Origin of the sequence: Anaerospora hongkongensis, assembly GCF_004339805.1 — a bacterium.
Lineage (GTDB): Bacteria > Bacillota > Negativicutes > Sporomusales > DSM-15969 > Anaerospora > Anaerospora hongkongensis.
In genome coordinates this window covers 238,009-264,489 of sequence record NZ_SLUI01000008.1, presented here as the reverse complement: position 1 = coordinate 264,489, position 26,481 = coordinate 238,009, and the positions used below count along the sequence as shown (strand labels likewise).

At 48.5% G+C, this 26,481-nt stretch carries 22 protein-coding genes and 1 riboswitch; of the genes, 13 read left to right on the top strand and 9 right to left on the bottom strand.

Annotated features, from left to right (window positions below):
- Positions 1–268: 268 nt before the first annotated feature.
- The 7 genes from EV210_RS13705 to EV210_RS13675 all read right to left on the bottom strand — a co-directional run bounded on the left by EV210_RS13705 (position 269) and on the right by EV210_RS13675 (position 9,534).
- Positions 269–1,459: a CynX/NimT family MFS transporter gene (locus tag EV210_RS13705; protein ID WP_132081552.1), complete on the bottom strand. Its 1,191-nt coding sequence runs from the start codon at positions 1,457–1,459 to the stop codon at positions 269–271.
- 122 nt (positions 1,460–1,581) lie between these two features.
- Positions 1,582–4,716 carry an efflux RND transporter permease subunit gene (locus EV210_RS13700; protein ID WP_132081549.1) on the bottom strand — a complete coding sequence of 1,045 codons (3,135 nt, stop codon included), beginning with the start codon at positions 4,714–4,716 and terminating at the stop codon, positions 1,582–1,584.
- Positions 4,713–5,831, bottom strand: coding sequence for an efflux RND transporter periplasmic adaptor subunit (locus tag EV210_RS13695; protein ID WP_132081546.1), 1,119 nt, complete (start codon positions 5,829–5,831; stop codon positions 4,713–4,715). Before EV210_RS13695 ends, EV210_RS13700 begins: the two co-directional genes overlap by 4 nt.
- A gap of 168 nt (positions 5,832–5,999) precedes the next feature.
- Positions 6,000–6,482 carry a Fur family transcriptional regulator gene (locus EV210_RS13690; RefSeq protein WP_132081543.1) on the bottom strand — a complete coding sequence of 161 codons (483 nt, stop codon included), beginning with the start codon at positions 6,480–6,482 and terminating at the stop codon, positions 6,000–6,002.
- A 260-nt stretch (positions 6,483–6,742) separates the two neighbouring features.
- Positions 6,743–7,201 (bottom strand): MarR family transcriptional regulator, encoded by a 459-nt coding sequence (locus EV210_RS13685; protein WP_132081540.1) that lies wholly within the window; start codon positions 7,199–7,201, stop codon positions 6,743–6,745.
- 193 nt (positions 7,202–7,394) lie between these two features.
- Positions 7,395–8,015, bottom strand: a complete 621-nt coding sequence (locus EV210_RS13680) for a LysE family translocator (protein ID WP_132081537.1) — start codon at positions 8,013–8,015, stop codon at positions 7,395–7,397.
- 76 nt (positions 8,016–8,091) lie between these two features.
- Entirely contained in the window at positions 8,092–9,534 is a 1,443-nt protein-coding gene (locus EV210_RS13675; RefSeq protein WP_132081534.1) for a nitrilase-related carbon-nitrogen hydrolase, read from the bottom strand.
- 337 nt (positions 9,535–9,871) lie between these two features.
- On the opposite strand from EV210_RS13675, the gene EV210_RS13670 reads away from it, so the two are divergent.
- The 7 genes from EV210_RS13670 to kdpC all read left to right on the top strand — a co-directional run bounded on the left by EV210_RS13670 (position 9,872) and on the right by kdpC (position 19,971).
- The gene (locus EV210_RS13670) at positions 9,872–11,710 is read left to right on the top strand and encodes an APC family permease (RefSeq protein WP_132081531.1); all 1,839 of its coding nucleotides are present in this window, start codon (positions 9,872–9,874) and stop codon (positions 11,708–11,710) included.
- Positions 11,711–11,911: 201 nt separating this feature from the next.
- A complete protein-coding gene (locus EV210_RS13665; RefSeq protein WP_132081528.1) occupies positions 11,912–14,656 on the top strand; it encodes a sensor histidine kinase in 2,745 nt (914 codons plus the stop codon).
- Complete coding sequence (locus EV210_RS13660) at positions 14,637–15,329, top strand: response regulator (RefSeq protein ID WP_132081525.1); 693 nt, start codon at positions 14,637–14,639, stop codon at positions 15,327–15,329. The genes EV210_RS13665 and EV210_RS13660 overlap by 20 nt, the downstream gene beginning before the upstream one ends.
- A 161-nt stretch (positions 15,330–15,490) precedes the next feature.
- On the top strand, positions 15,491–15,577 hold the full coding sequence (gene kdpF, locus EV210_RS23460) for a K(+)-transporting ATPase subunit F (RefSeq protein ID WP_132081598.1): 87 nt from the start codon (positions 15,491–15,493) through the stop codon (positions 15,575–15,577).
- A gap of 1 nt (position 15,578) precedes the next feature.
- Positions 15,579–17,285, top strand: a complete 1,707-nt coding sequence (kdpA, locus tag EV210_RS13650; protein ID WP_132081522.1) for a potassium-transporting ATPase subunit KdpA — start codon at positions 15,579–15,581, stop codon at positions 17,283–17,285.
- 18 nt (positions 17,286–17,303) lie between these two features.
- Positions 17,304–19,337 carry a potassium-transporting ATPase subunit KdpB gene (gene kdpB, locus EV210_RS13645; protein ID WP_132081519.1) on the top strand — a complete coding sequence of 678 codons (2,034 nt, stop codon included), beginning with the start codon at positions 17,304–17,306 and terminating at the stop codon, positions 19,335–19,337.
- A 58-nt stretch (positions 19,338–19,395) separates the two neighbouring features.
- Positions 19,396–19,971 carry a potassium-transporting ATPase subunit KdpC gene (gene kdpC / locus EV210_RS13640; protein WP_132081516.1) on the top strand — a complete coding sequence of 192 codons (576 nt, stop codon included), beginning with the start codon at positions 19,396–19,398 and terminating at the stop codon, positions 19,969–19,971.
- A gap of 101 nt (positions 19,972–20,072) precedes the next feature.
- Here the strand turns inward: kdpC and EV210_RS13635 are convergent, their stop codons facing one another.
- A complete protein-coding gene (locus EV210_RS13635; RefSeq protein WP_243650548.1) occupies positions 20,073–20,657 on the bottom strand; it encodes a cyclase family protein in 585 nt (194 codons plus the stop codon).
- Between the two features lie 183 nt (positions 20,658–20,840).
- On the opposite strand from EV210_RS13635, the gene EV210_RS13630 reads away from it, so the two are divergent.
- From EV210_RS13630 to EV210_RS13605, 6 genes are all read left to right on the top strand, one after another.
- Positions 20,841–21,350 (top strand): MarR family transcriptional regulator, encoded by a 510-nt coding sequence (locus tag EV210_RS13630; protein ID WP_132081513.1) that lies wholly within the window; start codon positions 20,841–20,843, stop codon positions 21,348–21,350.
- A 65-nt stretch (positions 21,351–21,415) separates the two neighbouring features.
- Positions 21,416–21,478, top strand: a riboswitch (Fluoride riboswitch).
- 52 nt (positions 21,479–21,530) lie between these two features.
- Complete coding sequence (gene crcB, locus EV210_RS13625; RefSeq protein ID WP_132081510.1) at positions 21,531–21,905, top strand: fluoride efflux transporter CrcB; 375 nt, start codon at positions 21,531–21,533, stop codon at positions 21,903–21,905.
- A 149-nt stretch (positions 21,906–22,054) separates the two neighbouring features.
- Positions 22,055–22,402: a nucleoside triphosphate pyrophosphohydrolase family protein gene (locus EV210_RS13620; RefSeq protein WP_132081507.1), complete on the top strand. Its 348-nt coding sequence runs from the start codon at positions 22,055–22,057 to the stop codon at positions 22,400–22,402.
- Positions 22,403–22,490: 88 nt separating this feature from the next.
- Positions 22,491–23,708 (top strand): FprA family A-type flavoprotein, encoded by a 1,218-nt coding sequence (locus EV210_RS13615; protein ID WP_132081504.1) that lies wholly within the window; start codon positions 22,491–22,493, stop codon positions 23,706–23,708.
- 256 nt (positions 23,709–23,964) lie between these two features.
- Entirely contained in the window at positions 23,965–24,240 is a 276-nt protein-coding gene (locus tag EV210_RS13610; protein ID WP_132081501.1) for a metal-sensitive transcriptional regulator, read from the top strand.
- 38 nt (positions 24,241–24,278) lie between these two features.
- A complete protein-coding gene (locus tag EV210_RS13605; RefSeq protein ID WP_132081499.1) occupies positions 24,279–24,953 on the top strand; it encodes a 4Fe-4S binding protein in 675 nt (224 codons plus the stop codon).
- 15 nt (positions 24,954–24,968) lie between these two features.
- Here the strand turns inward: EV210_RS13605 and EV210_RS13600 are convergent, their stop codons facing one another.
- A complete protein-coding gene (locus tag EV210_RS13600) occupies positions 24,969–26,471 on the bottom strand; it encodes a PepSY-associated TM helix domain-containing protein (protein WP_132081496.1) in 1,503 nt (500 codons plus the stop codon).
- Positions 26,472–26,481 lie beyond the last annotated feature (10 nt).

The following is a 26,481-nucleotide window of genomic DNA, read 5'->3' as shown; positions in this document are numbered from 1 at the left end:
TATCGACTCTTTTTAGACATGAAAAATACTCCCTTTCGGTAACAGGTTTTATTATTTCTCCTGTCTACTTATTGGGGAGCATATCAGCCAAGGATTGCGGTTATTTCTTATAGCCTTTAGTCCGGGCTAACCGTTCCGGTTAGACAACCTGTGGGGCTGGCGTGTATCGAGCACGTCAGTCCTTTTCTTATATTATACCCATAGATTGTAAAATATGCAATCAGTCACCTTAAAAAATCAATCGGATGGGTAATTGTGCATCGGACCACTATTTGTTCTCGACCATTGGGAAAATGGATTGGTTTCGTCCGGCACCAAGACCGGCATATAAGAGAAGTAATGTGATAAATAGCCATAAGAGAATAGGAGAAGCCCAGGTCTGCGTGTAATCAAACAAATAACCAATGAAAATTGGACCTGCGGCCGCTAGCAAATAGCCCGCAGACTGAGCCGTTCCCGATAACACTGCAGCTTGGGCGCCATTGTTACTCCGTAGTGCGATAAAAGTAAATGCTAAGCTGAAGCAGGCACCTCCGCTAATCCCAATCAAGGCGACAGATGTAGTGAGCAGTATCATATTTTTACTCAGCAGCAGTCCAAGCAGTCCCATAAAATAGATCAGGCAGGCAATTGCCGTAATACTACGTTGGTCGTTAAGGCGATCAGCTAATATTGGTACGATAAATGAGGCAGGGATGGCAATGATCTGGGAAAAAGACAGTAGCCAGCCGGCTTTTGCCATACTTAAGCCATGGCTTTGGAGAATGGCAGGAAGCCAGGCAATAAAGCAATAAAAAAGAAAGGACTGCAGCCCCATAAAGAAGGTCACTTGCCAGGCCAGTGAAGAATGCCAAACAGAGTTAACGGTGGAAGCTGGTTTTGCGACTTTCACTGCTTTTTCGCGATGATAAATTTGAGGCAGCCAAAAGATGATGGCTGCTACAGCAGCCAAGAACCACACCAGCAGAGACTGTCGCCACCCTAAGTGGAGATCGTTGGCAAGCGGCACACTCATGCCAGATGAAATTCCCGCCGAAAGGGACATGGCAATTGAAAAAATACTGGTTATTAATCCTACTTTTTCAGGGAATTTTTGTTTTATAATACTGGGGATTAGCACATTACCGACTACAATTCCCGTACCAATCAGAAATGTTCCGGCGAACAAGGCGGCACTTCCACCTGCAGAACGCAGTAGTATGCCGGCAGTTAACACAATAAGGCTAAGCAAGATAGCAAGTTCATTGCCTATTTTGGTGCCTAATTTAGAAGAAGGCAGCGAAAGTACGGCAAAGGTAAGCAATGGCAGTGTCGTAAGGAAGCCAGCCATTGCGCTTGAAATACCAAGATCAGACCGTATATCACTAACGAGCGGTCCTACTGCTGTCAGCGGAGTTCTTAAATTAGAAGCAATAAAAATAATCCCTAAAACAAGGATTACATTCTTGTGTTTCAGCATGGGTGTGAGATGTCCTTTCCATTATTGGTTAAATCATGCTTGATAGTAAGCACACAGTGACAGGGCAATGCGTATATCATGTGCATTGGCCGCTGTCGGTGAGCTTAAGAGATAAGAATATATTATTGTATTTCAGGTTTGTTGACTAATTGGCTGCCTGGCAGGCTCGGTGGAAGGTTGTACATACTGGTATCCGGCTGAGCCTTATACCAGGCAGCGTACATAACCGGCAGCACCAGCAACGTCAGGATGGTTGCTCCCAGCAACCCGCCGGCGATGGCAATCGCCATGGAGCCCCACAAAGTACTGGGTACCAGCGGAATCATGCTCAGGATAGCGGCTGCGGCTGTTAGCATGATAGGGCGGAAGCGGCTGATTGTCGCTGACAAGATAGCGTCCCATAGCGAGTCGCCGGCTGCCAGATGTTGTTCAATCTGGTCCATCAGGATAACGGTATTGCGCATAATAATACCGAACAAGGCCAGAATCCCCAATTGGACCACAAAGCCCATCGGACTTCCGGTGAGCAGGAGACTGATGGATACACCGATAATACCCAGCGGCGCTGTAAAGAGGGTTAACAGCATTTTTGGTATGCTTTGCAGCTGCATCATGAGCAGAATCATAATGATAAGCAGCATAGCTGGGATGGGTTCCGCCAGGAATTTACTGCTTTTAATGCTGCGTTCCGTTGCACCGTCAAATTCAATGAAATAGCCGGCGGGCAGATCGTTTCTGAGTTCCTGGAGACTGGCGTAAACTTGCTTGGTCACGTCCGAGCCGGTAAGTTTAGACGTGGGATTCAGTTCCGCCTGTACCATAATCATGGGCAGCAGGTCACGCCGGTAAATTAAGCCTTCTTCGGCGTCATAACGGATGGTAGCAATTTGGTCAAGCGGGACATATTTGCCGCTGTCGATATGGATGTTGAGGTTTTTGAGCTGTTCCGGGTTATTGCGGTCCGCTTCCGCAAACCGGAGAACCATGCTGACGGTTTTATCCTGTTCACGAAATTCGGTAATCGGTGCTCCGGACAACTGGGTTTGGAGCGATGCGGCTAATTTCTGGGAACTGAGTCCGAGGGCTTTTGCTTTAGCCTGGTCAACTTCGAGGTGCATCACTTTGCTTTTCTCGTTCCAGTTGAGGTTTACGTTTTGTGTAGCCGGATGGGCGGCCATGACGGCGCGGACTTGTTCAGCGACTTCACGAACTTTTTCATGGTCAGGGCCCTTTACCCGCAGCATCACCGGATAATCGGGTCCCGTTCCGGTGAATAGTAGCTTTATATGTCCCCGGACATCTGTGAATTCGGTGTTTAATAACCGCTCGGCTTTTTGGGCCAGCGTATTACGGGCCTGAACATCTTTGGCCACTACAATGAATTCAGCGAAATTCGATTTATTGAAGGTTGGTTCAAAACTGAGCACAAAGCGGGGAGCACCTTCCCCTACATGATAGGTATAATAGGAAATATTCGGATCGCCGTCCAATTCTTTCGCAAACTGACGGGCCACTTCCGCAGTGTTGGTCAGGGAAGCTCCTTCCTGTGATTTGAGCTGGATGATGAGCTCCGGACGGCTGGAAGCAGGAAAGAATTCCTGTTTGACCAATCCCAGGAGCAAGATAGAGCCGATAAATGCGGCGGCAGTAGCTGTTAGTACGGTTTTGCGGTGACGCATGCACCACAGTAATAAGCATTTAAATCGCCGGTAAAACGGGGTGTCATAAAGGTCATGGTGCGCATTGCTTTCACTGGTTGCTTGCTGGGCCGGTTTTATTTTAATAAACTGGTACCCGAGCAAAGGTGTGACTGCTCCGGCAACCAGCCAGGAAGCAAGGAGAGCGAAGAATATGACCCAAAAGAGATCGACGCAAAATTCGGCGGCGAGCCCTTTGGAAAAACCGATGGGAATAAAGCCTGCGCACGTTATTAACGCGCCAGTCAGGCGGGGATAGGCGGTAGAGGTATAGGAAAAACAAGCGGCGTCGAAGCGGCTCCAGCCTTGCTCCAGCTTGACGATCGTCATTTCCGTGGCGATGATGGCATCATCGACCAACAAGCCTAGCGCGATGATGAGAGCTCCCAGTGAGATGCTCTGCAAGGCGATGCCTGTCAGGTACATTAAGGTAAAGGTAATAGCAATGACCAAAGGAATGGTTAGAGCCACGACCACGCCGGACCGCATGCCCAGACTGGCAAAGCTTACGATTAAGACGATGACGATCGCTTCGACCAGGGATTCCACAAATTCGCCGATAGAGGATTCCACAACTTTCGGCTGGTTAACAGTTTGATTGATCTCCAGCCCGGCCGGCAGTTCTTGCTTTATTTGGGAGAGCGTACTATCAAGATTTTTGCCCAGTGTCAGAATGTTGCCGCCCGGTTCCATCGCCAGCGCGATGCCGACGGCCGGCTGACCATTATAAAATATTTTCGGGTCGGCTGGTTCGGCATAGGCGCGAGTCACCTTGGCGATGTCTCCCAGACGAAAGGTGCGGCCGCCTGCCTGAAGGGGCGTAGTGCGGATGTCTTCCAGAGTTTCAAACATCCCGGTAATTCGTAAGTAAGCATTGTCAGATGCCGTTTCCAGCATGCCGGCGGCGGCCATGGCATTTTGCTCTTTTAAGGCGGCGGTAATTACGGACGGATCAAGACCTAAACGGGCCAGTTTGCTATTTTCGATTTCAATGTAAATTTTTTCAGTCTGTACTCCCAGAAGCTGGACTTTACTCACGCTGGGAACGCTTAAGAGAATGCGGCGGATCTTTTCAGCTTTTTCCCGCATCTCCTCGTAAGTAAATCCATCACCGGTCAGCGTATAGATTACGCCGTATACTTCATCGAACCGGTCATTGAAGCTGGGCTCAGAAACGCCTTCGGGGAAGGTTCTTTTGATATCGTTTACCATATTGCGGGCTTCCACCCATCTGGCCCGAAGCTCCTTGGCGGGTACCTGATCCTTGAGATTGATGTAAATTACCGTACGTCCCGGTGTAGAATAACTTTTCAGATAGTCAAGCCCAGGCAGGTCCTGCAGTTTCTTTTCAATTTTATCCGTAACCTGCTCTTCCATCTGGCTGGCGGTGGCTCCTGACCAGGCAACGCTGACAATCATTTGTTTAATGGCGAAATCCGGGTCTTCCATGCGTCCCACATTCTTGTAGGAAAAGAGGCCGGCCACAAAAAAGAGGAAGACCAAAAAATAAATGAATTGCTTGTGGTTTAATGACCAGGCGGTAAGGTTAAAATGGCTCACAGGGCATCACCGGTTGTTTTTACCCTCTGTCCTTCTGTCAATTTATGAACACCTGCGGTGACAATCCGGTCGCCAGGCTGTAGTCCGGCCAGCACCTGAATTGTGCCATTACCGAATGGGCCGGTTTGGATGGGGCGCAGTGTCAGAGTATTGTCGTTTACAACCCAGACGGCAGGGGTGTCGCCAGTTTGATAGAGTGCAGACAGTGGAATAGAAAATGCAGGTTGAGCAGTGCTGCTGGCTAAGGCAACGGTGGCCGTCATACCCAATTTGACAGATGGCGGCGGATTGAGCAGGCTGATGCGCACTTTGAAGGTACGGGTTGCCGGGTCAGCCATGGGCGCGATTTCCCGTACCTTGCCGTTCAGTGTCACGTTTGGTAAAGCCCAGAAGGTAATGTGGAGCTGTTCGGCGGCTTTTAGTTCTTCCAGCCGGTTTTCGGGGACATTGATTTCAATTTCCCGCTCTCCGTCCTGGACAACGGTGATAACTGCCTGGCCGGCGCTGACAACCTGACCTGTCTCAGCGGTGATAGCCGAGACAACTCCGGACTGAGCGGCTGTCAATAAAGTGTAACCCAGCTGATTGGCTCCCTGCATGGATTGAGCTGTCGCCTGCTGCAAAGCTGCTGCCGCAGCATCATAGGTATTGACGTACTGGTCATACTGCGCATGGCTGATCGCGCCGCTGTTCAGTAATTGCCTGTAGCGGCTCAAATTGCTTTCCGCCAGTCTGACTTGCGATTGGGCGGCATATATCTGGGCAGAATTACTGCTTACCGTCTGCTGAATGTCTTTCGCATCCATCTGCATCAGCACATCGCCAGCAGTGACTGTGCTGCCTAGCTGCACGTTGCGTTTGATGATTTTGCCGGTAACCTGGAAAGCCAGCTGGCTTTCGTAGCGGCCGCGCACTTCCCCCGCATAGGTGTAGCTTTGTCCGGAATTAGCTGCCTGAAGGAGCTGGGTGCGGACCACGGGGAGGATTTCTGGTTTTATTGGTGCTTTGGAGAAATGTGTTTTTGCCATGGCCCCGATCAATAGGCAGCCTGCAGTTAAAGCAGCCAGGGCATAATAGTATTTTTTTCGGCTGAAATTCAGTCGCATGTTGAACATAGAAACACTCCTTATCGTATACAATCTGTTTTTCCGGAAGAAATTTATTCAATTAAAGATGAATCATTGACAGCGCAGTCTGGGGGAAGCAGCAGGCATTTGTAAAAAAAGTTAACCAGGTGAACGATTGGTTTTGCTTCAGGCAATGAAAAATGAGTGGCCGGGGAATCAGATGACCTTGCGGCGTGATGTTACATTCTGCGCAGGGGATTCGGGAAGATCCGTGTGGTCTCGGTTGGCTTGACAATCCTTACAGTATCCATATATGTATAGACGGTAATCCTGAACTGAAAAATCCATCTTAGCATCAATAATGGTACCCAATGTATCCGCCAGGCTTCCTTTGAATTCAATAACCTTACCGCAGCTATTGCAAATCAGGTGATGATGGTGGAGTGGGTATAGTTCATAACGCAGGCATCCATCGCCCAAATCAAGTTTTTGCACAATAGCCAGCATGCTGAACAATTCCAGGGTACGGTAGACAGTAGCCAGACCGACTTTTGGATATTGCTCATGGACAATTTCATAGATATTTTCGGCGCTAAGATGGTGGCCTGGATAACTGTTGAGCGTGTGAAAAATAATCTCTCTCTGCCGGGTCAATTTATATCTGCCGCCAAGTTTTTCCTGTAATTCAAAAGTATTCACTAGTGATTTTCCTTTCTCCAGATTGGTATTTGGCTAAGAAAAAATGAGATTATAGTTTGGCATCCGAGCGTAGTGAAGTGCATACCGGGCTCCAATATACGTCGGTTGGGAAGTCGGTTAGAAAGGGCTGTTAATGTAAAACAGTTTATTCTCGAAAAATGTTAACCTAGTGAACGATGACGGAGAATAAGAAGAATGCCGGATGGAGAAGGCTTATTTGGCGGCAGTTGTTGCTGAACATCGCGTTAGCTTAATTTTTTTTATTCCTGCGGCTCCATCTGGTCAATATACTGCTCCAGCTCTTGCAGGATATCGTTGAGAAATAAATATTCTTCCGGCGTTAATGAGTTGAGTTTTTGCATAATGCCGCTGTCAAAGGTTTCGTGAAATTTGAAGTGATTTTGAACGGCAAGCCGGCCTTTGTCCGTCAATTCCAAAAGAACATTTTTTTTATTGCCGGTTTCCTGATAACGGTAGGCCAGGTCTTTTTCGATAAGTTTATGGATGAGCTTTGGCAGCGCGCTTTTGGAAATACCCTGCCGGTCTGCCAGTTCGGTCACGGTTATACCGGGATGTTTGCCAATCATTTCAAGGGTATGAATTTCTGACGAGTATAAGAGTCTGTCTGTGCCAAAGTTATTTGGGTGTTTCATTGCCTCAAAAAACTTCCTAGACAACCTGAGAATCGATTCCAGCATTGCTTTTCTTTGCTCCGTCATTGTTTTAACCTCATGTCATTAGTAAAATATCCTGTTTGACCCTCTATGTTCATATTGTACACTAGGTTAACCATTTGTCAAGCACAAACGGGAGGGGAAAGAAGTTCGTAAATATGCAATCTGACAAGAAAATTCCTTGTTGCAGACTTGTATTTCATATGGCGGCACCGGTTGGATTTGGCAAGGGCACTGCTTAGCTTTTTTCGGCAGCGAGCAGCTTAGCTCCTAACAGCAGATAGATACTGCCGCAAACTTTATTCATCACATTCGTCTTTTCCCGCAGCAGTGTGGTGGCCTTGGCCGAAAAATAAACTACGCATAGCAGCCAGAGGGCACCCGTAACGATAAAAGTTATGCCCAAGATTAAAAAGGGAATTATTCCGTAACTGTTATGCGGATCAATAAACTGCGGCATAAACGAGAGGAAGAACAGCGCTACCTTGGGATTGAGTACATCGATAATTAACCCCTGCCAAAAGGTGTTTTGGGGCGACATGGCTGTTTGGGCCGGTGCAGCTGCCGGTGTATTCTTCGCGAGCAGCATGGTAAGGCCGAGATAGCCGAGGTAGACGGCCCCTGCTACTTTAACCATCATAAAAACCACAGCAGATTGCGCTAAAATAACGGATAGGCCAAGGGCGGCCAGTATGGTATGGATGACGCAGCCGGCACTGGTACCAAGGACCGAGTAAATCCCCGTCCTGCGCCCCTGCGCAACACTCCGGCTTAACACGTAAATCGTATCAGACCCTGGTGTAATATTCAGAATGATGGAAGCAGCCAGGAACATTTCATAATGAATGATGCCAAACATAAGAATCCCTCCATAATGTGACTTTATGAGCTGATCTAGGGTTGAAGTAATACCGTGGATTTATAAGATTTGGCTCTCACCTGCTCCGTTGTGGCAAACAATATAGCCGCAATACGGTCAAGGCGGTTATGAGCAAGCAAAGCCAGCCCAGCCAGTCACCGGTCAGACTGTACAGAGAGCGGCCGCTCCCCAGCGGTACTTCGCGGAGCAGGCTGGTTTCACCGGCGGCTGTGCTGGTGGATGTTACACCCAGGAGGCGGCCCCGGCTGTCGCTGACCGTCAGCAGTCCCCACTGAGCTGCACGGGCTACAGCAGCATTGCTTTCCACGCCGCGCATCACAGCAATGCGGGCGTGCAGCCAGCCGTCATTGATAAAATCCAGTGCCGGCACAAACAAAATGCCCGCCCCTTGCTTGCTGTATTCTCTGGCCGGCAGGACAAAGTCCATGTCCTTGCAAATGGCAATTCCCGCACGGCCGCTCGTAAAGATATCCGGAAAGATAAGCGCTTTTCCCGGGGTGTAATGGCTTTCGTAGGCTGGAAGCAAATGCTGTTTATGGTAAGTGTGAAGGACAGAACCGTCTGGGGAAAATACCAGGGCGGTATTATATAGCTGCTCTTCCTGGAGGCTGAGTCCGGCGATGAGTGTGACTTTGTTTCTGGCAGCTGTCTCACTTAAAATAGACAGGCCTGTTTCGCGGGCTGCGGCTGTCAGGAAAACTATTTTTTCCGGTAATAGTACAGTCTGGGCCCCAGCAGCTGCCAGTACATCAATGCTGCTGCTATAACGGTGCAGTGTAGTGGTTATGGTTTCGGTGTTTTGGCTGCGCAGTTCTTCTCTGGTTGCCGGTATAGCGGCAAGGCCGATTTTAATAACTGGCCCGTCTGCTGGCAGATAGAGCCTGCCGAGGCCAAAAAGAAGACTCACTGTTAAAAGACTGCCTGAAAGAAGAAGGATTAGGCGGCAAATGCTCTTATTTTGGCGGTTGTGCCAACTAACAGCCAGACAGGCAGGAATCAGCATAAGCAGAAACGTTATGCCCCAGATACCGGTCAGGGAAGCCAATTGAAGGATTGGAAGATTGTAGACCTGGGTATAGGCAAGGCTGTCGAAAGTGCCGAAAGAGGAAACAAGCGAACGGATAAATTCAAATGAGGTCCAGGCAGCAGCAAAGGCAAACGGTGCAAAAATTGGACGGTTGACCAGGGTTAGCGAGCGCAGGAGCAGAACGGACGCGCTGAATGCTGCTGCACTCAGCAGTGTTGCCCCGATAAACGTCAGGGGAGGCAGGTAGCCAAACTGGTTCGTAGCACCGAGAAAGTAAGCCGTAAACGCAGCCAGCACTGCTTCTCCAGGCCGGGACTGCAAGGCATAAAAACAGACAGGCAGTGCTGCCAGCCAGGTTAGCAGCCAGTTATCGTAAAATCCAGTGGAAAAATAAAATGACACGGCACACAATCCGGAGGCTAGGAGCAAAGTCTTAACCGGATAGGTTTTTATAAGCTGCAATGTGGGCATGATAAGGCCCCCTTCTTGGTACTCTAGTGGATAGTTTCTCCAGGTGTGACGGAAACCCTCTGCATGTTGTGCAATTTGCCAGATTTAAGCCGAACCCAAGATGGCGTGTTCGGTAGGAAATCAAGCTGATTTGATTAAAGGCAAAATCTTTACATTTTCTTTACAGGAACGAGCTATTTCTTAATACCTTCTTTACAGCATTTGAGGGTAAAATAGTAGCGTTATTTAAAATTTGTTGATTACTTATACAGTAACGTTGTTTGCTTCGGGTTTAATCGCAGCTTCGTCATGGCAACTTATTCGTATAATACAGGAATCATAGCAGGAGGTAATCACGCTGTTTCGCTCTATTAAAAAGATGCTGATTGGGCGGCCCTTACATAACAGGGAAGCCATGGGGGAGCGGTTGCCCAAGTGGAAGGCATTAGCCATATTTTCTTCCGATGCCTTATCTTCGGTTGGCTACGGCCCGGAGCAAATTGCACTGGTATTAGCTATTTCGGGGTTAGTGGCCTATGGCTATTATCCTTATGCGTTTTTAACGGTACTTATTTTACTGGCTATTGTTACGGCCTCTTATACCCAAGTTACCAGAGCTAATCCTGGCGGAGGCGGTTCCTACTCGGTAGCAAAAAAGAATCTGGGGGAATATCCATCTCTTGTGGCGGGAGCCGCATTATTTGCTGACTATGTGCTGACGGTGGCCGTAAGCATATGTGCGGGCACACAAGCGCTGGTATCCGCATTTCCGGCACTGCAGGGGCAGGAAGTCAGCATTGATCTCGTGGTCTTATTCGGTATTCTTACGTTAATCAATCTTCGTGGGATTCGGGAGTCTGCGCATGTGTTTGTATTCCCGACCTATTTGTTTGTTCTGGGGATAATGGGCTTAATCATCACCGGTGTTTATCAGGCATTCACTGGCCCGGGGCCTGTTTTTCCACCAGCCGCACTAGCCCGCCAGGAGCTCGATTGGATGATGTTGGCGTTAGTGTTGCGCGCTTTTGCTAATGGCTGCAGTTCCATGACCGGTTTGGAGGCTATTTCGAATGGGGTACCCATGTTTAAGCGGCCGGAGCATGAAAATGCCATTAAGACAACCTACTGGATGTCTGGTCTGTTGGCCATTATGCTGACGGGTATTTCCTTTTTGCTGATTCACTATCATGTGATGCCCATCCCTCATGTGACCATGTTGTCGCAGATTGCCGAAGAAACGGTAGGCCGAGGCTGGTTTTATTATTACATTCAAATGGTGACCATGTTAATTCTGTTCCTGGCGGCCAATACCGCCTATAATGGCTTGCCGCCGCTATTGTCTCTCTTGGCGCAGGATGGTTATATGCCCCGCTATCTGGGCATGCGCGGTGAGCGGCTCAGTTTTTCCAATGGCATTGTGTTGCTGAGTCTGGTAGCAGGTTTTCTTATTGTCGGCTTTAACGGGGATGTGGAACATCTTATTTCGCTCTATGCCATTGGCGTGTTTCTTTCGTTTACCATTGCCCAGTCTGGCATGGTGGTTCACTGGTGGCGGGAGCGAGGCCGTAACTGGGGCAGGCGGGCCATGCTCAATGGGTTTGGGGCGGTCATAACAGGGATTGTCGTGGTTGTAATTGCAGTCAGTAAATTCTTTGCGGGTGCCTGGATCGTATTGATTTTCATTCCGGTCATGATGATCATCTTTAAAAAAATTAAGAGGCATTATTTAGATATGGCAGAACAGCTGCACTTGCCGTTGGAGGAAGGGCCGTATCAGGCAAAGCTTCTAGGAACACACTATGTTATTGTGCCGGTAGCTAGCCCGACCCGGGTAGTGGCGGAAACAATGCGGTATGCCAAAAAGATCGGGGATGAGGTTATCGCGCTGCATATTGCAACAGATAAGGAGGCAATCCCGGCGGTAGAAGAAAAGTGGCGTCAGTGGAATCCGGAAGTCAATCTGGTGACGATTTATTCGCCTTACCGCTTGGTGATCCAGCCGTTATTGCAATATGTGGAAAAATTAACCCGCCGCAAACAGCCGGAGGATTATATAACTGTGGTAATTCCTGAGTTTGAGACGCGGAAATGGTGGCACCGTCTGCTGCACAATCAGACCGGCCTGGTTTTAAGGACGCTGCTGATTTTTAATAAAAATGTAGTCGTCGCTACGCTTCCCTTTCATTTGCAGAAATAGATGGTATCGAGTACCGTGTCCGTTAAAGGCACGGTACTTCTTATAAAGTATGATTTACCTTCAAAGGACGGAAGGAAGTTTTGCAGTCACATATGAGAAATGATTAATAAAATGATTTGTTGAAGATATGTAGGTGATATTAGATTCACGCGGAAACAATAGGTATATAGAAATTTTGCTAACAAGGAGTTGCTATCATCCATGAAAGAAGAGGAGGAGCGCAGGCCTGATCCTGAACAGCTGCTGCAGCAAATTCATAGGGAGCATCAAGGTGAGCTAACAGTATTTCTGGGAGCAGCCGCCGGGGTTGGGAAAACCTTTACCATGCTTGAAGCCGCACATGACCGGCTGGCAGAAGGTGTGCGGGTAGCGATTGGCTGGGTGGAAACGCATGGCCGGGCCGAGACGGAGAAATTAGTAGTCGGCTTACCTCGCATTGCTCCTCAAGTGATAGAATACCGGGGCAAGAAATTAACCGAGATGGGTATTGACGCGATTTTGGAACAAAAGCCGGAACTGGTACTGGTGGATGAGCTGGCACATACCAATGTGAAGGGCTCCCGCCACGTCCGGCGCTTTCAGGATGTGGAAGAACTATTGAACGCCGGAATCGATGTTTATACAACTGTAAATATTCAACATATTGAAAGCCTTAATGATGTGGTGGCCCAGATCACGGGTGTCATTGTCCGGGAAACAGTACCGGACTCATTTATTGAACAGGCCGACAATATTCAGTTGATTGATATACCGCCGGAAGAACTGATTAAACGGTTAAAAGATGGCAAGGTTTATATTCCGGATCAGGCGCAGCAGGCGTTAAAAAGTTTTTTCCGTCCGGGCAATATCAATGCCTTGCGGGAGCTTGCCCTGCGCTTTACTGCTTCCAGGGTCGATCAGGATATGACTGAGTACATGCGGCAAAATCATATTGACGGGCCATGGCCGGCAGCTGGGCGGGTCATGGTTTGTGTCAGTGCCAGCCCGTTTTCCGCTCAGCTTATCCGAGCCGCCCATCGTCTGGCAAAAGGATTACGGGCTGATTTTCTGGCTGTCTATGTCGACACTCCTTCCCGCCGTTTTCCCATGGGAGAGAAGGAGCAGGACAGGGTGTGGCGTAATTTGCATCTGGCAGAGGAGCTTGGTGGCAAAATTATTACCGTGGCCGGTAAAGACATTGTAGCAGAAATGATATCCGTTGCCCGTAACGAAAATGTAACAGCTGTCGTGATCGGCAAACCACGTCATAGCCGACTGCGGGAATTCTGGCAAGGATCTATGGTGGAAAAGCTGCTCCGGCAAAGTGAGGGCATTAATGTATACGTCATTCAAAGCAAGGCAGAGGCTGAAGCACATTCACCTATCAGTACAGCCCGGAAAGACGTGCCGCCTATTGCCTGGCTGCCGATTGCCGGTGGTCTGGTGATGACTTCAGCGGTTACGGCCATTAGCTGGGTGGGCAGAGAACAATTAGAGCAGGTCAATATCGCCCTGTTGTATTTATTGCCGATTTTGTTTACCGCTGTCCGCTGGGGCCGGTGGCCGTCGTATATTACTGCGCTGGCCAGTGTTTTGGCGTTCGACTTTTTATTTACCCCGCCGGTGTTAACCTTTAGCGTGAGTGATATTCGCTATTTATGGAGTTTTACTATTTTCCTGGTCATTTCCTTTGTGGTCGGTGGCCGGACCGAAATACTAAAAAAAGAAGTACGTCTGACCAGACAGCGGGAAACCAGTGTCCGGACCTTATATGATTTTAGCAGCCAGATTGCAGCGATTATTGATGTAAACCAGATTGCCTGGACCTTTGTCAGACACACAGGTGTAGCGCTAGGGCGAAATACAGTATTACTTTTGCCGGAAGAACGGGGAAATCTAAAAGTAGAAGCACGCTATGCTGCGAATATACTAGAGGGCAGAGGCGGCCAAGCGGAATTACCGGCCGGAGAGCATGCAGTGGCGAACTGGGTCTGGGTTAATGGGCAGGTAGCAGGACGATCAACGGAGACGTTGCCTGGTGCTGATTTTTTATTCGTGCCGCTGACTGTTGACCGACGAACGATAGGGGTTTTTGGCATCGAAGTGGGTCAGCAGAAAATGACGCAGGAAGAGCGGCAGCTTATTTATGCCTGGGCAGGCTTGGCAGCCATTGCCGTGGAACGGGGCAAGCTGACCGAAACCGCCCGTCAGGCGGCGTTACTAAAAGAATCGGATCAACTGCGCACGGCATTGTTCAATTCGGTCTCTCATGAACTGAGGACGCCGCTGGCCGAAATTAGCGCGGCCATTGCTACCTTGCTGGATAGTTCAACGCAATATAGTGCTGAAATCCGGCAGGAGCTGCTGGAATCGGTGAAAAATAGTGCGAACCGCATGGAGCGTGTAGTGGCTAATTTATTGGACACCGCCCGGCTGGAAAGCGGCATGCTGCAGTTAAAAATAGATTGGTGTGATGTAGAAGATATTGTGGGTACAGCAATTCGCCGCATGGGTGAAACAACGCGCAATCATATCCTCAGAACCCGGATCGCTCCTGATTTACCGCTGCTGCGGGCTGATTGCGTCTTGCTAGAGCATGTTTTAGTAAATTTACTGGATAATGCCATTAAGTATTCACCTTCAGGGTCAGAACTCACCATTGGTGCCGAACAAAACGGGTCGGAAGTTTTCATTTCCGTAGAGGACAGGGGCTGCGGCGTACCTCAGCAGGATTTGGCTAAGATCTTTGAGAAATTTTACCGTGCGCCGCAGCAGGCGGTAAAGGTTGCTGGCACGGGATTGGGGTTATCCATTTGCAAGAGTATCATAGAAGCTCATCAGGGACGGATTTGGGCTAAGAATAACCCGGATGATGGAGCCGTTTTTGTCTTTGCTGTTCCTGTACCTGCTAACGGTAACAGGAGTGTGATTAAGGAGAGTGAGTGGGATGACAGAAAAGGGTCTTAGGATTCTAGTCATTGATGATGAACCACAGATGCGAAAATTACTCCATGTTTCCCTGCTCGCCCATGGCTATCAATTGTGCGAGGCGGCAAATGGGCTGGAAGGAATTCAGCAGGCGGCGGTCTTTAAGCCTGATCTGGTCATTGTGGATTTGGGACTGCCGGATATGGACGGCAAACAGGTTATCCAGCAGATTCGGGAATGGTCGGCAGTGCCTATGATTATTTTGACAGCCCGTGAGCAGGAAGAGGAAAAAATTGCCGCGCTGGACGCCGGTGCCGATGATTATATTACCAAGCCATTTGGGATCGGTGAGCTCATGGCCCGCATACGGGTCTGTCTGCGCCGGATCGTCAGCAATGACAATGAACCGGTCCTGCGCTGTGGTGGCTTGGCTGTCGATCTCCTGCAGCGGCGGGTTACGGTGGATGAACGGGAGATCAAGCTGACACCAACCGAGTATGAATTGATCAAATATATGATGCTCCATGCTGGGCGGGTGCTGACGCACAAACAATTATTAAAGGCCGGGTGGGGCGGCAATGCTTGCGGGGACGATACCCACTATATTCGTATCTACATTGGCCAACTGCGACGCAAGATTGAGCAGGACCCGGCTCAGCCCCGTTATATTGTTACCGAGTCAGGCATTGGCTACCGGCTGATGGGACGCTAGACCCGCCGTTTAGACAAGAAACAGACTGCTTTATAACAAGCAGTCTGTTTCTTTTTGGGATCTTTACCGATTCTTTATGGCTTAAGGCAATCTTTTATCAGCATCTTTATCCCGACCGGAGGTACAATGATTTTGAAGTTCAAGGAAGCAGGAGGGGAACTATGGCTGACTTGTGGTTGGCAGGAATCGTGGCGGTTTTGTTACTGGTGTACTTACTTTATGCTTTATGGAAACCGGAGGAGTTTTAACATGATGACAGATCTGATAATGTTTGGGCTGTTTCTCCTTGTCGTATTGCTGTTGGCCTGGCCTTTGAGCAAGTATATGGCTAATGTGTTTATGATGGAAAGGACATCTTTTGATCGGCTGTTTCAGCCGGTGGAGCGAATGCTTTACCGCTTGGCGGGAATTAATCCGGAACAGGAGATGAATTGGCGGCAGTATGCCGGAGCACTGCTCATGTTCAACGTCCTGGGTGCAGCTGCCGTTTTTCTCATTCAACTTTTGCAAGGGGGACTAATCTGGAACCCGGCCAACTTCAGCGGTGTATCACCCTGGCATCTGGCGCTCAATACCGCGGTCAGCTTTATGACCAATACCAACTGGCAAGCCTACGGCGGGGAATCGACTATGAGCTATTTCACCCAGATGACGGCATTAACTGTGCAAAACTTTGTTTCTGCCGCCGTGGGGCTGGCAGCAGCGGTGGCCTTGATCCGGGGATTAACCCGTAAATCGGTTTCGACGATCGGCAATTTTTGGGTCGATCTGGTACGGGGCACACTGCGCGTGTTGTTACCTTTAGCGATTATATTTACCTTGTTGTTGGTGCAGCAAGGGGCGATACAGAATTTATCCGCTTACCTGACGGTACAAACGCTGGAGGGAGCGGAACAAACGCTGGCAATGGGGCCGGTGGCTTCCCAGGAAGCCATTAAAATGTTAGGAACGAATGGCGGCGGCTTCTTTAATGCCAATTCCGCTCATCCCTTTGAAAACCCTACACCGTTGACTAACTTTCTGCAAGCAGTAAGCATTTTTCTCATTCCCACGGCGCTGGTGCTGGCTTTCGGATGGATAGCCCAGGACCGGCGGCAGGGATATGCGATATTGGCGACAATGGTGTTGTTGTTTGTTCTGATGCTAATAGGGACTTACCTCAGTGAACTACATGGAAATCCGAACTTGGCCGGTTGGGGTGTAGACGGTCCCACGGCGATGGAGGGCAAGGAAGTCCGGTTTGGCATCGCCGGTTCGGCCTTGTTCGCTACGGTCACGACAGCGGCTTCCTGTGGTGCGGTGAATGCCATGCATGACAGCTTTACACCGCTGGGCGGCCTCTTCCCCTTATTGCAAATGCAGCTGGGAGAAGTCATTATCGGCGGGGTGGGCGCCGGGTTTTACGGAATGATGCTGTTTGTTATTTTGACGGTATTTATTGTAGGGCTGATGGTCGGCAGAACGCCGGAATATCTCGGGAAAAAAATTGAAGCCCGGGAGACCAAAATGGCAACACTGGGGATATTATTCCCCTCGGTTACCATCCTGACCAGCAGTGCTATTGCCGTAGTTACCGAACCTGGCATAGCCTCTATTTTCAATCCCGGGCCGCATGGCTTGAGTGAGATCTTATATGCGTTCTCTTCGGCCGCAGGGAATAACGGCAGTGCCTTTGGCGGCTTAAGTGCCAACACCCCCTTTTATAATGGAATGCTGGCAGTGGGAATGCTGATTGGCCGATTTGGTGTCATTCTGCCCATTCTGGCGATTGCCGGCAGCATGGCGGGAAAGAGGGTTTCCCCTCCCGGTCCCGGCACATTCCCGACAACCGGTGGGCTGTTTGTTCTGCTCTTAGCCGGTATTGTCCTGATCGTTGGTGCCTTAACCTTCTTACCGGTGCTGACGCTGGGGCCGATCGTCGAACAGCTGCTGATGCTGCAAGGAACTGCATTTTAAAAGGAGGCGTGAATAGGAATGAATACGATTCGAGGCAGTTTTAATAAAAAAATCGTAAGCAGTGCAGTGCGCGATGCATTTCGCAAGTTAAGCCCGCGTACTCAAATGCGGAATCCGGTCATGCTGATCGTGTATATCGGGGCGATCATGACCACCTGGTTTACGGTACGCGATTTTATGCAGGGAAATGATCAACCGACCTTCTTTACCTTGCAAATCACATTGTGGTTATGGTTTACGGTTTTGTTTGCTAACTTTGCTGAAGCGGTTGCCGAAGGACGGGGAAAGGCACAGGCTAATGCCTTGCGCAGCAGCCGCACTCAGACGAAGGCTAAAAAAGTCAGCGGCAGCGAGACGATCCTGGTAGATGCTGTGGAACTGCGTAAGGGGGATGTGGTGCTGGTGGAAGCCGGGGAGTTTATTCCCGGCGACGGTGAAATTATCGATGGAATGGCCTCGGTCGATGAAAGCGCCGTAACGGGAGAATCGGCGCCGGTCATCCGCGAATCAGGCGGTGATAAATCTTCGGTCACAGGTGGTACCCGGGTGCTGTCCGACTGGATTAAAATCCGGATTACGGCTAATCCCGGCGAAACGTTCCTTGATAAAATGATTTCCCTGGTAGAAGGAGCGAAACGGCAAAAGACACCTAACGAAATTGCCCTGACGATTTTGCTAATCGGCTTGACGATTATCTTCCTGTTTGCCGTTGTTACGCTGGCCCCCTTTGGCAGCTATTCCGGGATCAAACTACCAGTGGTAGTTTTAATCGCCTTGCTGGTCTGCTTAATTCCGACCACCATTGGCGGGTTGCTTTCCGCTATTGGCATTGCGGGTATGGACCGGCTGCTAAAACGAAATGTGCTGGCTATGTCCGGCCGGGCCGTAGAGGCTGCAGGCGATGTGGATGCGCTGCTGCTGGATAAAACAGGCACCATTACACTTGGCAACCGGATGGCGACTGAGTTTATTCCGGCGCCCGGCATCAGTCCGGAACAATTGGCCGATGCGGCGCAGCTGGCCTCGCTGGCCGATGAGACACCGGAAGGCCGGAGCATCGTTATCTTAGCTAAAGAGCAGTATAATCTGCGGGAACGGAACCTAACGGCGATAGAAGCTGAGTTTGTACCCTTCACAGCGCAGACCCGGATGAGCGGCGTGAATGTAACCGGCCGGGAAATCCGCAAGGGTGCGGTGGATGCCATCAAAAAACAGATACAAAGGCAGGATGGGGTATTCCCGGATGCGGTTGAAAAAGCTTGTGAAACAATTGCGAAAAGCGGCGGGACACCCCTTGTTGTGGCCGAAGGCGCATACGTGCTTGGTGCCATTCACCTGAAGGATATCGTGAAAGGCGGTATTCGGGAACGGTTCCGCGATCTCAGGCAGATGGGAATTAAAACGATCATGATTACCGGTGATAACCCCTTGACGGCTGCAGCCATTGCCGCCGAAGCCGGAGTGGATGATTTCCTGGCCGAAGCAACACCGGAAGACAAACTACGGCTCATTCGCCAGTATCAAGAAAAGGGAATGCTGGTGGCCATGACCGGTGACGGCACCAATGACGCCCCGGCATTGGCCCAGGCTGATGTGGGAGTAGCCATGAACAGCGGTACCCAGGCCGCCAAAGAAGCCGGCAATATGGTTGACCTTGACAGTAATCCCACCAAGCTGATTGAAGTGGTGGAAATTGGCAAGCAGCTTTTGATTACCCGCGGCTCGCTGACCACCTTCAGTGTGGCCAATGATATCGCCAAATATTTTGCGATCATTCCGGCTATGTTTACGGGAGTATTTCCGGAACTAAACGTCTTCAATGTCATGGCCCTGGCTACTCCGGAAAGTGCGATTCTAAGTGCTGTTATCTTCAATGCCTTAATTATTATCGCTTTAATTCCATTAGCTTTGAGCGGGGTGCGATACCGTCCGGTAGGAGCTGAAATCCTGCTCAGACGTAATCTTTTAATTTATGGCGCAGGCGGAATCCTGGCTCCCTTTATGGGGATTAAGCTGATCGACTTGATAATTACGGCACTTGGACTGGTCTAGTAATCACAGTCAGCTAATGAGAATGAATTCAGAATAACTGGAAAGGGTGTTCAACAAGATGTTTCGACAAATGATCAGTGCGGCAGTGCTGTTTGCAGCCCTAACCATGCTAACCGGTTTTGTTTATCCGCTGGTGATGACAGGTGTATCACAGCTAGTTTTTCCTGATCAAGCTAACGGGTCTATGATCATTCGGGACGGTGTGCCAGTTGGCTCCAGATTAATTGGTCAAAATTTCACCAGTCCCGGCTATTTTCATAGCCGTCCATCGGCGGCCGGCAAGGAAGGCTATGACGGGGCTGGTTCCTCCGCCTCCAACCTGGGGCCAACCAATCAGAAACTGATGGATACGGTGAAGGATAATGTGCAAAGAATACGGGAAGAAAACGGCTTGTCTAGAGGGGCTGCGGTACCTTCTGACTTAGTGCTGGCCTCGGCGAGCGGCCTCGATCCCCATATCACGCCTGAGGCTGCTTATGCCCAGGTAGAGCGGGTTGCCAGGGAGCGCGGGTTAAGCTCTGATGTGGTACGGCAACTGGTAGGACAGCAGGTGGAAGGCAGACAATGGGGCATTTTTGGTGAACCCCGTGTCAATGTGCTGGAACTGAATCTGGCACTTGATGCTATAAAATAATCGGTTTTTGGAAAGACGATTTTTATAAATAAGGTTAATAAGACTGCGTTCACTCCGTAAAACGGGTGAACGCAGTCTTATTTTAAGAGGAAATTGCGACGTTAAACTTCGGCAACCACCCGGCAGGGGAGACCTGTCAGTCCCTCGTAATTCACTGGATACGTATGTGCTAAAAACGGCTGCCCTTTAGCGGCTGCGAGCAATTCATCCAGATTTGCCAGGTTTTCAATGACAAAGACTCCGTGGTCGGCACAATACTGGTCAGCCTGGGGATGCTCGGCAGGTTTACGAATACCAGGAAAATCGATGCCAATCATACTTACTTTTTTATTTAATAGCGCAGTTATCAGTGCATTGGATAATTCAAGAGGGGTTTGGAGATATTTTGGCGTGCCGAAAGTGTTTTCTTTTAGGCATCCGGTATAAAACATAACAAAATCGTGTTCGGTGACTTTGTTCAAAGTAATATCGCTTATATCAATTTCTCTTTCTTTCACATGGCTGACATCAAACAGGATGCCTCTTCTTTCTGTATTCTCCAAAGGGAATTTTTTGTCCATAACGTCGAAGTGAGTGCCGAGGTGCCCAAATTGAACGTATGGTGGTATTTGAGCAGCGGCAGTCATATCTGCCAGTGACTTCCTAATATCTTCGGTAACAGTAACTGTCAAATCAATTTTCATCATACATCGCTCCTTATTAATATTTTTGTTAACTTGGAAACGATTTTATTATATAAAAATATTGTTTCCGCGTCAACTATATTTTTATTGACGTGGAAACAATTATGCTTGGCTTTGTATATTTACCTATTGTATAATAAAAAATATTTAAAAAAAGAACACACTAATAAAAGTTAGGTTGGTAGTATGCAAAGCAGAGAGAAAAGAATCCAGAATTTAATTAGCGAGCTTGAAGTTTTACTATATAGGCTTAATGATCTTGAAGAATATGAAAAGAGAGTTTTAGAAGTTGTCTTATTGGAAGAGGAATATGAAGAGCTGCGTAATGTCAGTATATCCTTGATGGAATGTCATGTAATTGATTGTATTGAACGCAACGCTATGTCTAATACAACGGCCCTTGCCAAAAAACTGAATATAACCAAAGGTGGCATTTCTAAGATAACAACAAAATTACTAAATAAAAATATGATCGAAGCTTACCGGCTGACGGATAACCAAAAAGAAATTTACTACCGGCTAAAGCCTTTGGGGAGAAAAGTTTTTGAGCTTCATGAAGCCTCGCACAAGGAGGCAGAAGATTTATTCAGGCAAATTTTCGGTGCATATAGTCAAGAGGAATTGGCGTTTGCCAACAGGTTATTGTCAGATATATCTACTGCAATTCATACTTCTATTGTCGCAAAGCGGCACTAGACGGCCTGGTCAATTCTGTTGTTGACGGTGGAAAACGAACTGCTCTATAATAAATACAAATAACCGTATAAGACGGCGATGGAGTTCGCCTTAAACCCCGTGGAAACGGTAATGACTCCTACCACAATGTGGTAGGAGTCTGTTTTTATCGCATAATTGCTGCAAGTGAGGTGAAAAGAGTTGCTGGAAGTATGTTTAGTAGCAATCGGCGGAGCTGTTGGCTCAGCAGCGCGCTATTTGGTCTCTGTATGGGCTGCCGCGCGGTTTGGCACAGAATTTCCCTATGGCACGCTGATTGTAAATATAGTTGGTTGTTTTGTTATCGGTGCTTTTATGACCCTGGCAACTGAGAAAGCCAGTATCAGCCCCTATTGGCGGCTGTTAATTACGGTGGGGTTTGTTGGCGGGATGACGACTTTTTCCTCTTTTAGTTATGAAACGCTGCGTTTATTGTATGAAGCTGATATGCTGCATGCTTTCTATAATGTAGGGCTGAATATCCTGCTCGGCTTTTCGGCTACGTGGCTGGGGATGAGCGCTGCCAGGTTGTTATAAGTGCGGGGTAGTACGGCTTGTTTGCATAAGATCAGACTAAATGATCAATATAAGAGAATATGACAGACTGCTGTCATATTCTCTTATATATAATAGCCAAAGCAGGTTTAATTGTTACTGCGCAAATTCATAACAAAGGGGTAGTTATCATGAATACGGATTTTATCACAGCAGCCGAACGTTCCATGCATATACGCCGTTTATACCAGCAGCTTGAAGAGCGTAACCATAATGGTGCCTGGACTACGGAAGAGGATATGCTGGCTTTTACTACGGACATCGGTGCTTTAGGGCGATTGGTTATGTCCGCAGAAGGCCGATGGGTATATAACGGGGAGGTTAAACAGGAACTTTCAGCCAAGCTGGCAGAGTGCCTCTGGTGGATATTTGTCTTGTCCGGCCGTCTGAACGTTAATATTGCTGAAGCCTTTATCTCATTCCTGGACAAGCTGGAGAACGATCTTGGCCAAACGGTAACAGCAGTAAAGCCTAAATAAATTGCTATCCTTTAAAAAGCAAATTCCCTATGCTACAATAAAGAGAAAGATGAAATTTTTCTTATTGTAGCATAGGGAGAGGAACGTTATGTATTATGTTCAGGAAATTGCTGACAGTATTCATTGGGTAGGCGGCAGTGACCGGAGACTGGAACGGTTTGAGAATATGTTTCCGATACCTCATGGGGTAGCTTATAACTCATATTTAATTATGGATGAAAAGACGGCACTTATTGATACGGTTGACTCATCCATCAGCGCTCTGTATTTGGAGAACGTAACCCACGTCCTTGGCGGGCGATCACTGGATTATCTGGTCATTAATCATATGGAGCCTGACCACTGTGCAAATATTGAAGAACTAGTACGGCGCTATCCGGATGTAAAAATTGTAGGCAACAGCAAAACCTTTCAGTTTATCGAACAATTCTATTCTTTAAATAAAAGCGAGAACTATTGCGAAGTAAAAGAGGGTGACCAGCTTGCATTAGGCAAGCATACTCTTCAGTTCTTCTTTGCCCCGATGGTGCATTGGCCGGAGGTTATGGTCACCTACGAGCAAACGGAAAAAATCCTCTTCTCAGCAGATGCGTTTGGCACCTTTGGCGCTCATCCGGGAACGATTTTCAGTGACCAGGTTGATTTTGAACATGTATATCTCGATGAAGCCAGACGCTATTACGCCAATATCGTCGGCAAGTACGGTATCCAGGTGCAGGCGGCACTGAAGAAACTGGCTGCATTAGAGATTCGCATGATTTGTTCTGTTCATGGGCCTGTCTGGCGGAAAAACTTGGCCTATATTCTTGATAAATATGATCGCTGGAGCCGTTATGAACCGGAGCAGAAGGGTGTAGTCCTCCTGTATGCCTCCATGTACGGCAACACCGAAAATGTTATGAACCGGATTGCCGGGAAGCTGGGGGAAAAAGGGGTTCGCGATATGCGGATGTATGATGTGTCCAAAACCCATCCGTCTTACATTATTGCCGATGCCTGGAAATACAGCCATATGGTCATTGGCGCGCCGACCTATAATATGGGATTGTACTTTGTCATGGAAGCCTTGCTGCACGAAATGGCAGGCTTAAACTTGCAAAACCGGAAAGTAGCGTTAGTCGGCAATTATACCTGGGCCTGCAAGTCGGTGCCTATTCTGCGCAACTTAATCGAAAACATGAAAAAAATGCAGATCGTTGGTAAGCCCTTTGAAGTTAATTCGGCAATGAAAGCTGCTCAGGAACCGGAGCTGGACAAACTGGTGGAAGACATCTATACTTCACTGATCGCTGACGGATACCAATAATACAACCTGTAGGCTGTTACATTCATCATTGCTGTGCCGTCTTTCTTAAACGAAGACGGCACTTTTATTATAAGTGCCATTATCTGTCTATGCTATGAGCCGAACGAACATCTTAGTAAGCTGAATGAACAAAACGGGCGACTCTCTGATGTGGAAAATAATGGTTATCGTTAGATGAGGATTGATTTTAGACAGGTAATTGGGTATAGTAATAATAAAAGCACCTCCCCCTGGGGGTGGGGTAAGGAGAGTAGTCATGACGAAAGAAGAGTTAAGAAAAAGTGTGCAGCAACGCTTGGGTACAATCAAAGGTCATGTTGCCGGTATTGAGAAAATGGTGGATGAAAACAAGGAATGTGAGGAAATTCTTCTCCAGCTGAGTGCCATCACGGGCGCAGTGAACAAACTAAGTGCGCACATTCTTGAAAATTATACAGAAGCATGCCTGGAAGAAGCACAGATTGCCGATGACAAAGTGCGTCAGCGAATGGAAAGTTTAACTAAAATGATGCTTACCATGGTAAGAAAGTGAAGTTTGACTTTTATAAACTGATAAAGGCGGGATCGTTAATGAGAAAACGCATCCGACTATATTTATTTTGGATTTTATTAGCCTTCTTAGCTACTGGGCTGGTTTATCCCGCAGTCGGAATCATTGCTTTGACGTGTATGATTGCGCCTGTTGCTGTTGCCCCGTTTCGGGGGAGGTACTGGTGCGGCAATTACTGCCCCCGGGGCAGCTTTTATGATCATGTTTTGGTGAAACTTTCGCCACAGCGGAAGATTCCTGCTTTCTTTTCCCATACCGTCTTTCGCGCGGTTATGGTTTTATTCATTATGTCTGTTTTTACAGTGCAAATGATTTATGCCTGGGGCGATTGGGCGGCCATGGGCAAGGTGTTTGTGCAAATCATTTTGATTACGACGATAGTGGGGATTGTTTTGGGGCTGATCTATCACCAGCGGACCTGGTGCTCTTTTTGCCCAATGGGGACACTGGCCAGTTGGATCAGCCGGCGAAAAAAAACACTCCCGTTAGCAGTGGGAAATTCTTGTGTTAGTTGCAAGCTTTGTACGAAAGCGTGTCCAATGCAGCTGGAGCCTTATGCGGCTAAAGGTACTGACGAGGGCTTCTGCCATAGTGATTGTCTGAAATGTAATCGTTGTGTCGAGCGTTGTCCCAAGCAAGCCTTGCAATTTGACAATCTAACAAGCAAAAAAACAAGCATATCGGCTAACGCCTGATATGCTTGTTTTTGCTTATTGTTTCTTTTTGAATATCCGCTTAGCCACAAGGGCGAAACCTGCTCCCAGTACGACTGCTGTCAGATCAACTCCGGCAGTCATCCAGTCGTTTTGGGTAATAGCAGGAAGTAACCCGACATTGGTTGTTAAAGCATTCAATAATGGCAACCCCAGGCAGAGTAAGGCGGCAAGACTGGTTTGCTCTGCCCAGGCGCGCAGCGTCGGGCGCCAAAAGGCATGGAGCAGCATGAGCAGCCAGACCATAAAAAACACGTTAACTTCAGCGTCAGCCCGGTTCTTGAGTGCAAAGGGGAGCAGGCGGTTGGCCCATAAAAATGCCGTACAGGCAATAACGACTCCCATGACTGCTGTGATATTTAGGGCTTCGACAGCACGAAATATTCCCTGGGAAATTGGTTTGCTCCGTGAATAGCGGCTGCGGCGTTTGATCGTAAAGAAAATGAGTCCGGCGGCAATCATGATGCAGCTGACGAGACCAGCGGCAAAATAAAGCCAGCAGATGGGATAACCGCCAAATCTGGCAATATGCAAGCCCACTAAGGTACGATAGGCCTGAACATATGTATTCCACGTTGACTGGCTGCCGAGCAGTTCGCCAGTGACGCCATCAAATGCAGCCTTAGCGCTCATTGCCACAATTGTATCATCAACAGTGCGAAAAAAAGTGACGACGGCATGACGGTCATGGGGATTCGTAATCCGGATAAAGGAGATGTTTCCTTTACCTAACTCTTTTTCGGCGCGCGGTAATAGCTCTGCTAGTGGTACCATTTCGCCCGGCAGATTAGCACGGGGGCGGTCAAAATTTTGCGAGGCGACCATATGCGGCCCATGCCAGGTACTGCCATATAGCAGCTTAGGTACGGCGGGCATGACCATAAATAAGGTAATGGTCATGCCTGTATAGGTAATTAAAAGCACAAAAGGAAGTGTGAGTACGCCCGTCATTGTATGCGCGTTGAGCCAGTTGGGACGCCAGCGCAGGCGGAAAAACTCCTGGAAAACCTGGCGGCGGATAGCGATTCCTGATACCAGCGTGACCAGCATTACGGCAGAAGCCAGACTGACAATCCACAAGCCTGTTTTGCCGCTGTGCAACTGATAATGAAAATCGGCAAAGAAATGACCACCCTCTGTATCATGCGCCTTTAAAATGCTGCCGGTTTGAGGGTCCAGGTGTTTTTCTAACAGGATATTGCCTTTTTTCCACATTACTTCAAGATCAGGATGCCGCTTTTGGGGCATGGCGATCATCCACATATCAGCTTTGGGATCAAGGAGCCGCAGTTTTTGGTCAGCTGAAGCTACTGCCTGCACCGGCTCGGCCTGGGGGCTGCGTAAATTAGGCTGCATCCAGTGGCTCAATTCCGGTTCGAATACAGACAATGTACCGGTAAGAAAAATGGCAAACAACAGCCAGCCGAATAATAAGCCGCCCCAGGTATGCAGCTCACTCATGGCCCGGGTAAAAGCGGGGTTTAGCGTAAATCTTTTCATAAAATCTCCT

Excerpts from the sequence above, each read along its gene's own strand:
- EV210_RS13675 (WP_132081534.1), bottom strand. The coding sequence starts at position 9,534 with ATGCCCACATTGCAGCTTATAAAAACCTATCCGGTTAAGACTTTGCTC.
- EV210_RS13685 (WP_132081540.1), bottom strand. The coding sequence starts at position 7,201 with ATGACGGAGCAAAGAAAAGCAATGCTGGAATCGATTCTCAGGTTGTCT.
- EV210_RS13695 (WP_132081546.1), bottom strand. The coding sequence starts at position 5,831 with ATGTTCAACATGCGACTGAATTTCAGCCGAAAAAAATACTATTATGCC.
- EV210_RS13630 (WP_132081513.1), top strand. The coding sequence starts at position 20,841 with ATGCAAAGCAGAGAGAAAAGAATCCAGAATTTAATTAGCGAGCTTGAA.
- EV210_RS13665 (WP_132081528.1), top strand. The coding sequence starts at position 11,912 with ATGAAAGAAGAGGAGGAGCGCAGGCCTGATCCTGAACAGCTGCTGCAG.
- EV210_RS13620 (WP_132081507.1), top strand. The coding sequence starts at position 22,055 with ATGAATACGGATTTTATCACAGCAGCCGAACGTTCCATGCATATACGC.
- kdpA (WP_132081522.1), top strand. The coding sequence starts at position 15,579 with ATGATGACAGATCTGATAATGTTTGGGCTGTTTCTCCTTGTCGTATTG.
- kdpF (WP_132081598.1), top strand. The coding sequence starts at position 15,491 with ATGGCTGACTTGTGGTTGGCAGGAATCGTGGCGGTTTTGTTACTGGTG.
- EV210_RS13660 (WP_132081525.1), top strand. The coding sequence starts at position 14,637 with ATGACAGAAAAGGGTCTTAGGATTCTAGTCATTGATGATGAACCACAG.
- EV210_RS13610 (WP_132081501.1), top strand. The coding sequence starts at position 23,965 with ATGACGAAAGAAGAGTTAAGAAAAAGTGTGCAGCAACGCTTGGGTACA.
- EV210_RS13615 (WP_132081504.1), top strand. The coding sequence starts at position 22,491 with ATGTATTATGTTCAGGAAATTGCTGACAGTATTCATTGGGTAGGCGGC.
- EV210_RS13680 (WP_132081537.1), bottom strand. The coding sequence starts at position 8,015 with ATGTTTGGCATCATTCATTATGAAATGTTCCTGGCTGCTTCCATCATT.
- kdpB (WP_132081519.1), top strand. The coding sequence starts at position 17,304 with ATGAATACGATTCGAGGCAGTTTTAATAAAAAAATCGTAAGCAGTGCA.
- EV210_RS13635 (WP_243650548.1), bottom strand. The coding sequence starts at position 20,657 with ATGATGAAAATTGATTTGACAGTTACTGTTACCGAAGATATTAGGAAG.
- EV210_RS13605 (WP_132081499.1), top strand. The coding sequence starts at position 24,279 with ATGAGAAAACGCATCCGACTATATTTATTTTGGATTTTATTAGCCTTC.
- kdpC (WP_132081516.1), top strand. The coding sequence starts at position 19,396 with ATGTTTCGACAAATGATCAGTGCGGCAGTGCTGTTTGCAGCCCTAACC.
- EV210_RS13705 (WP_132081552.1), bottom strand. The coding sequence starts at position 1,459 with ATGCTGAAACACAAGAATGTAATCCTTGTTTTAGGGATTATTTTTATT.
- EV210_RS13600 (WP_132081496.1), bottom strand. The coding sequence starts at position 26,471 with ATGAAAAGATTTACGCTAAACCCCGCTTTTACCCGGGCCATGAGTGAG.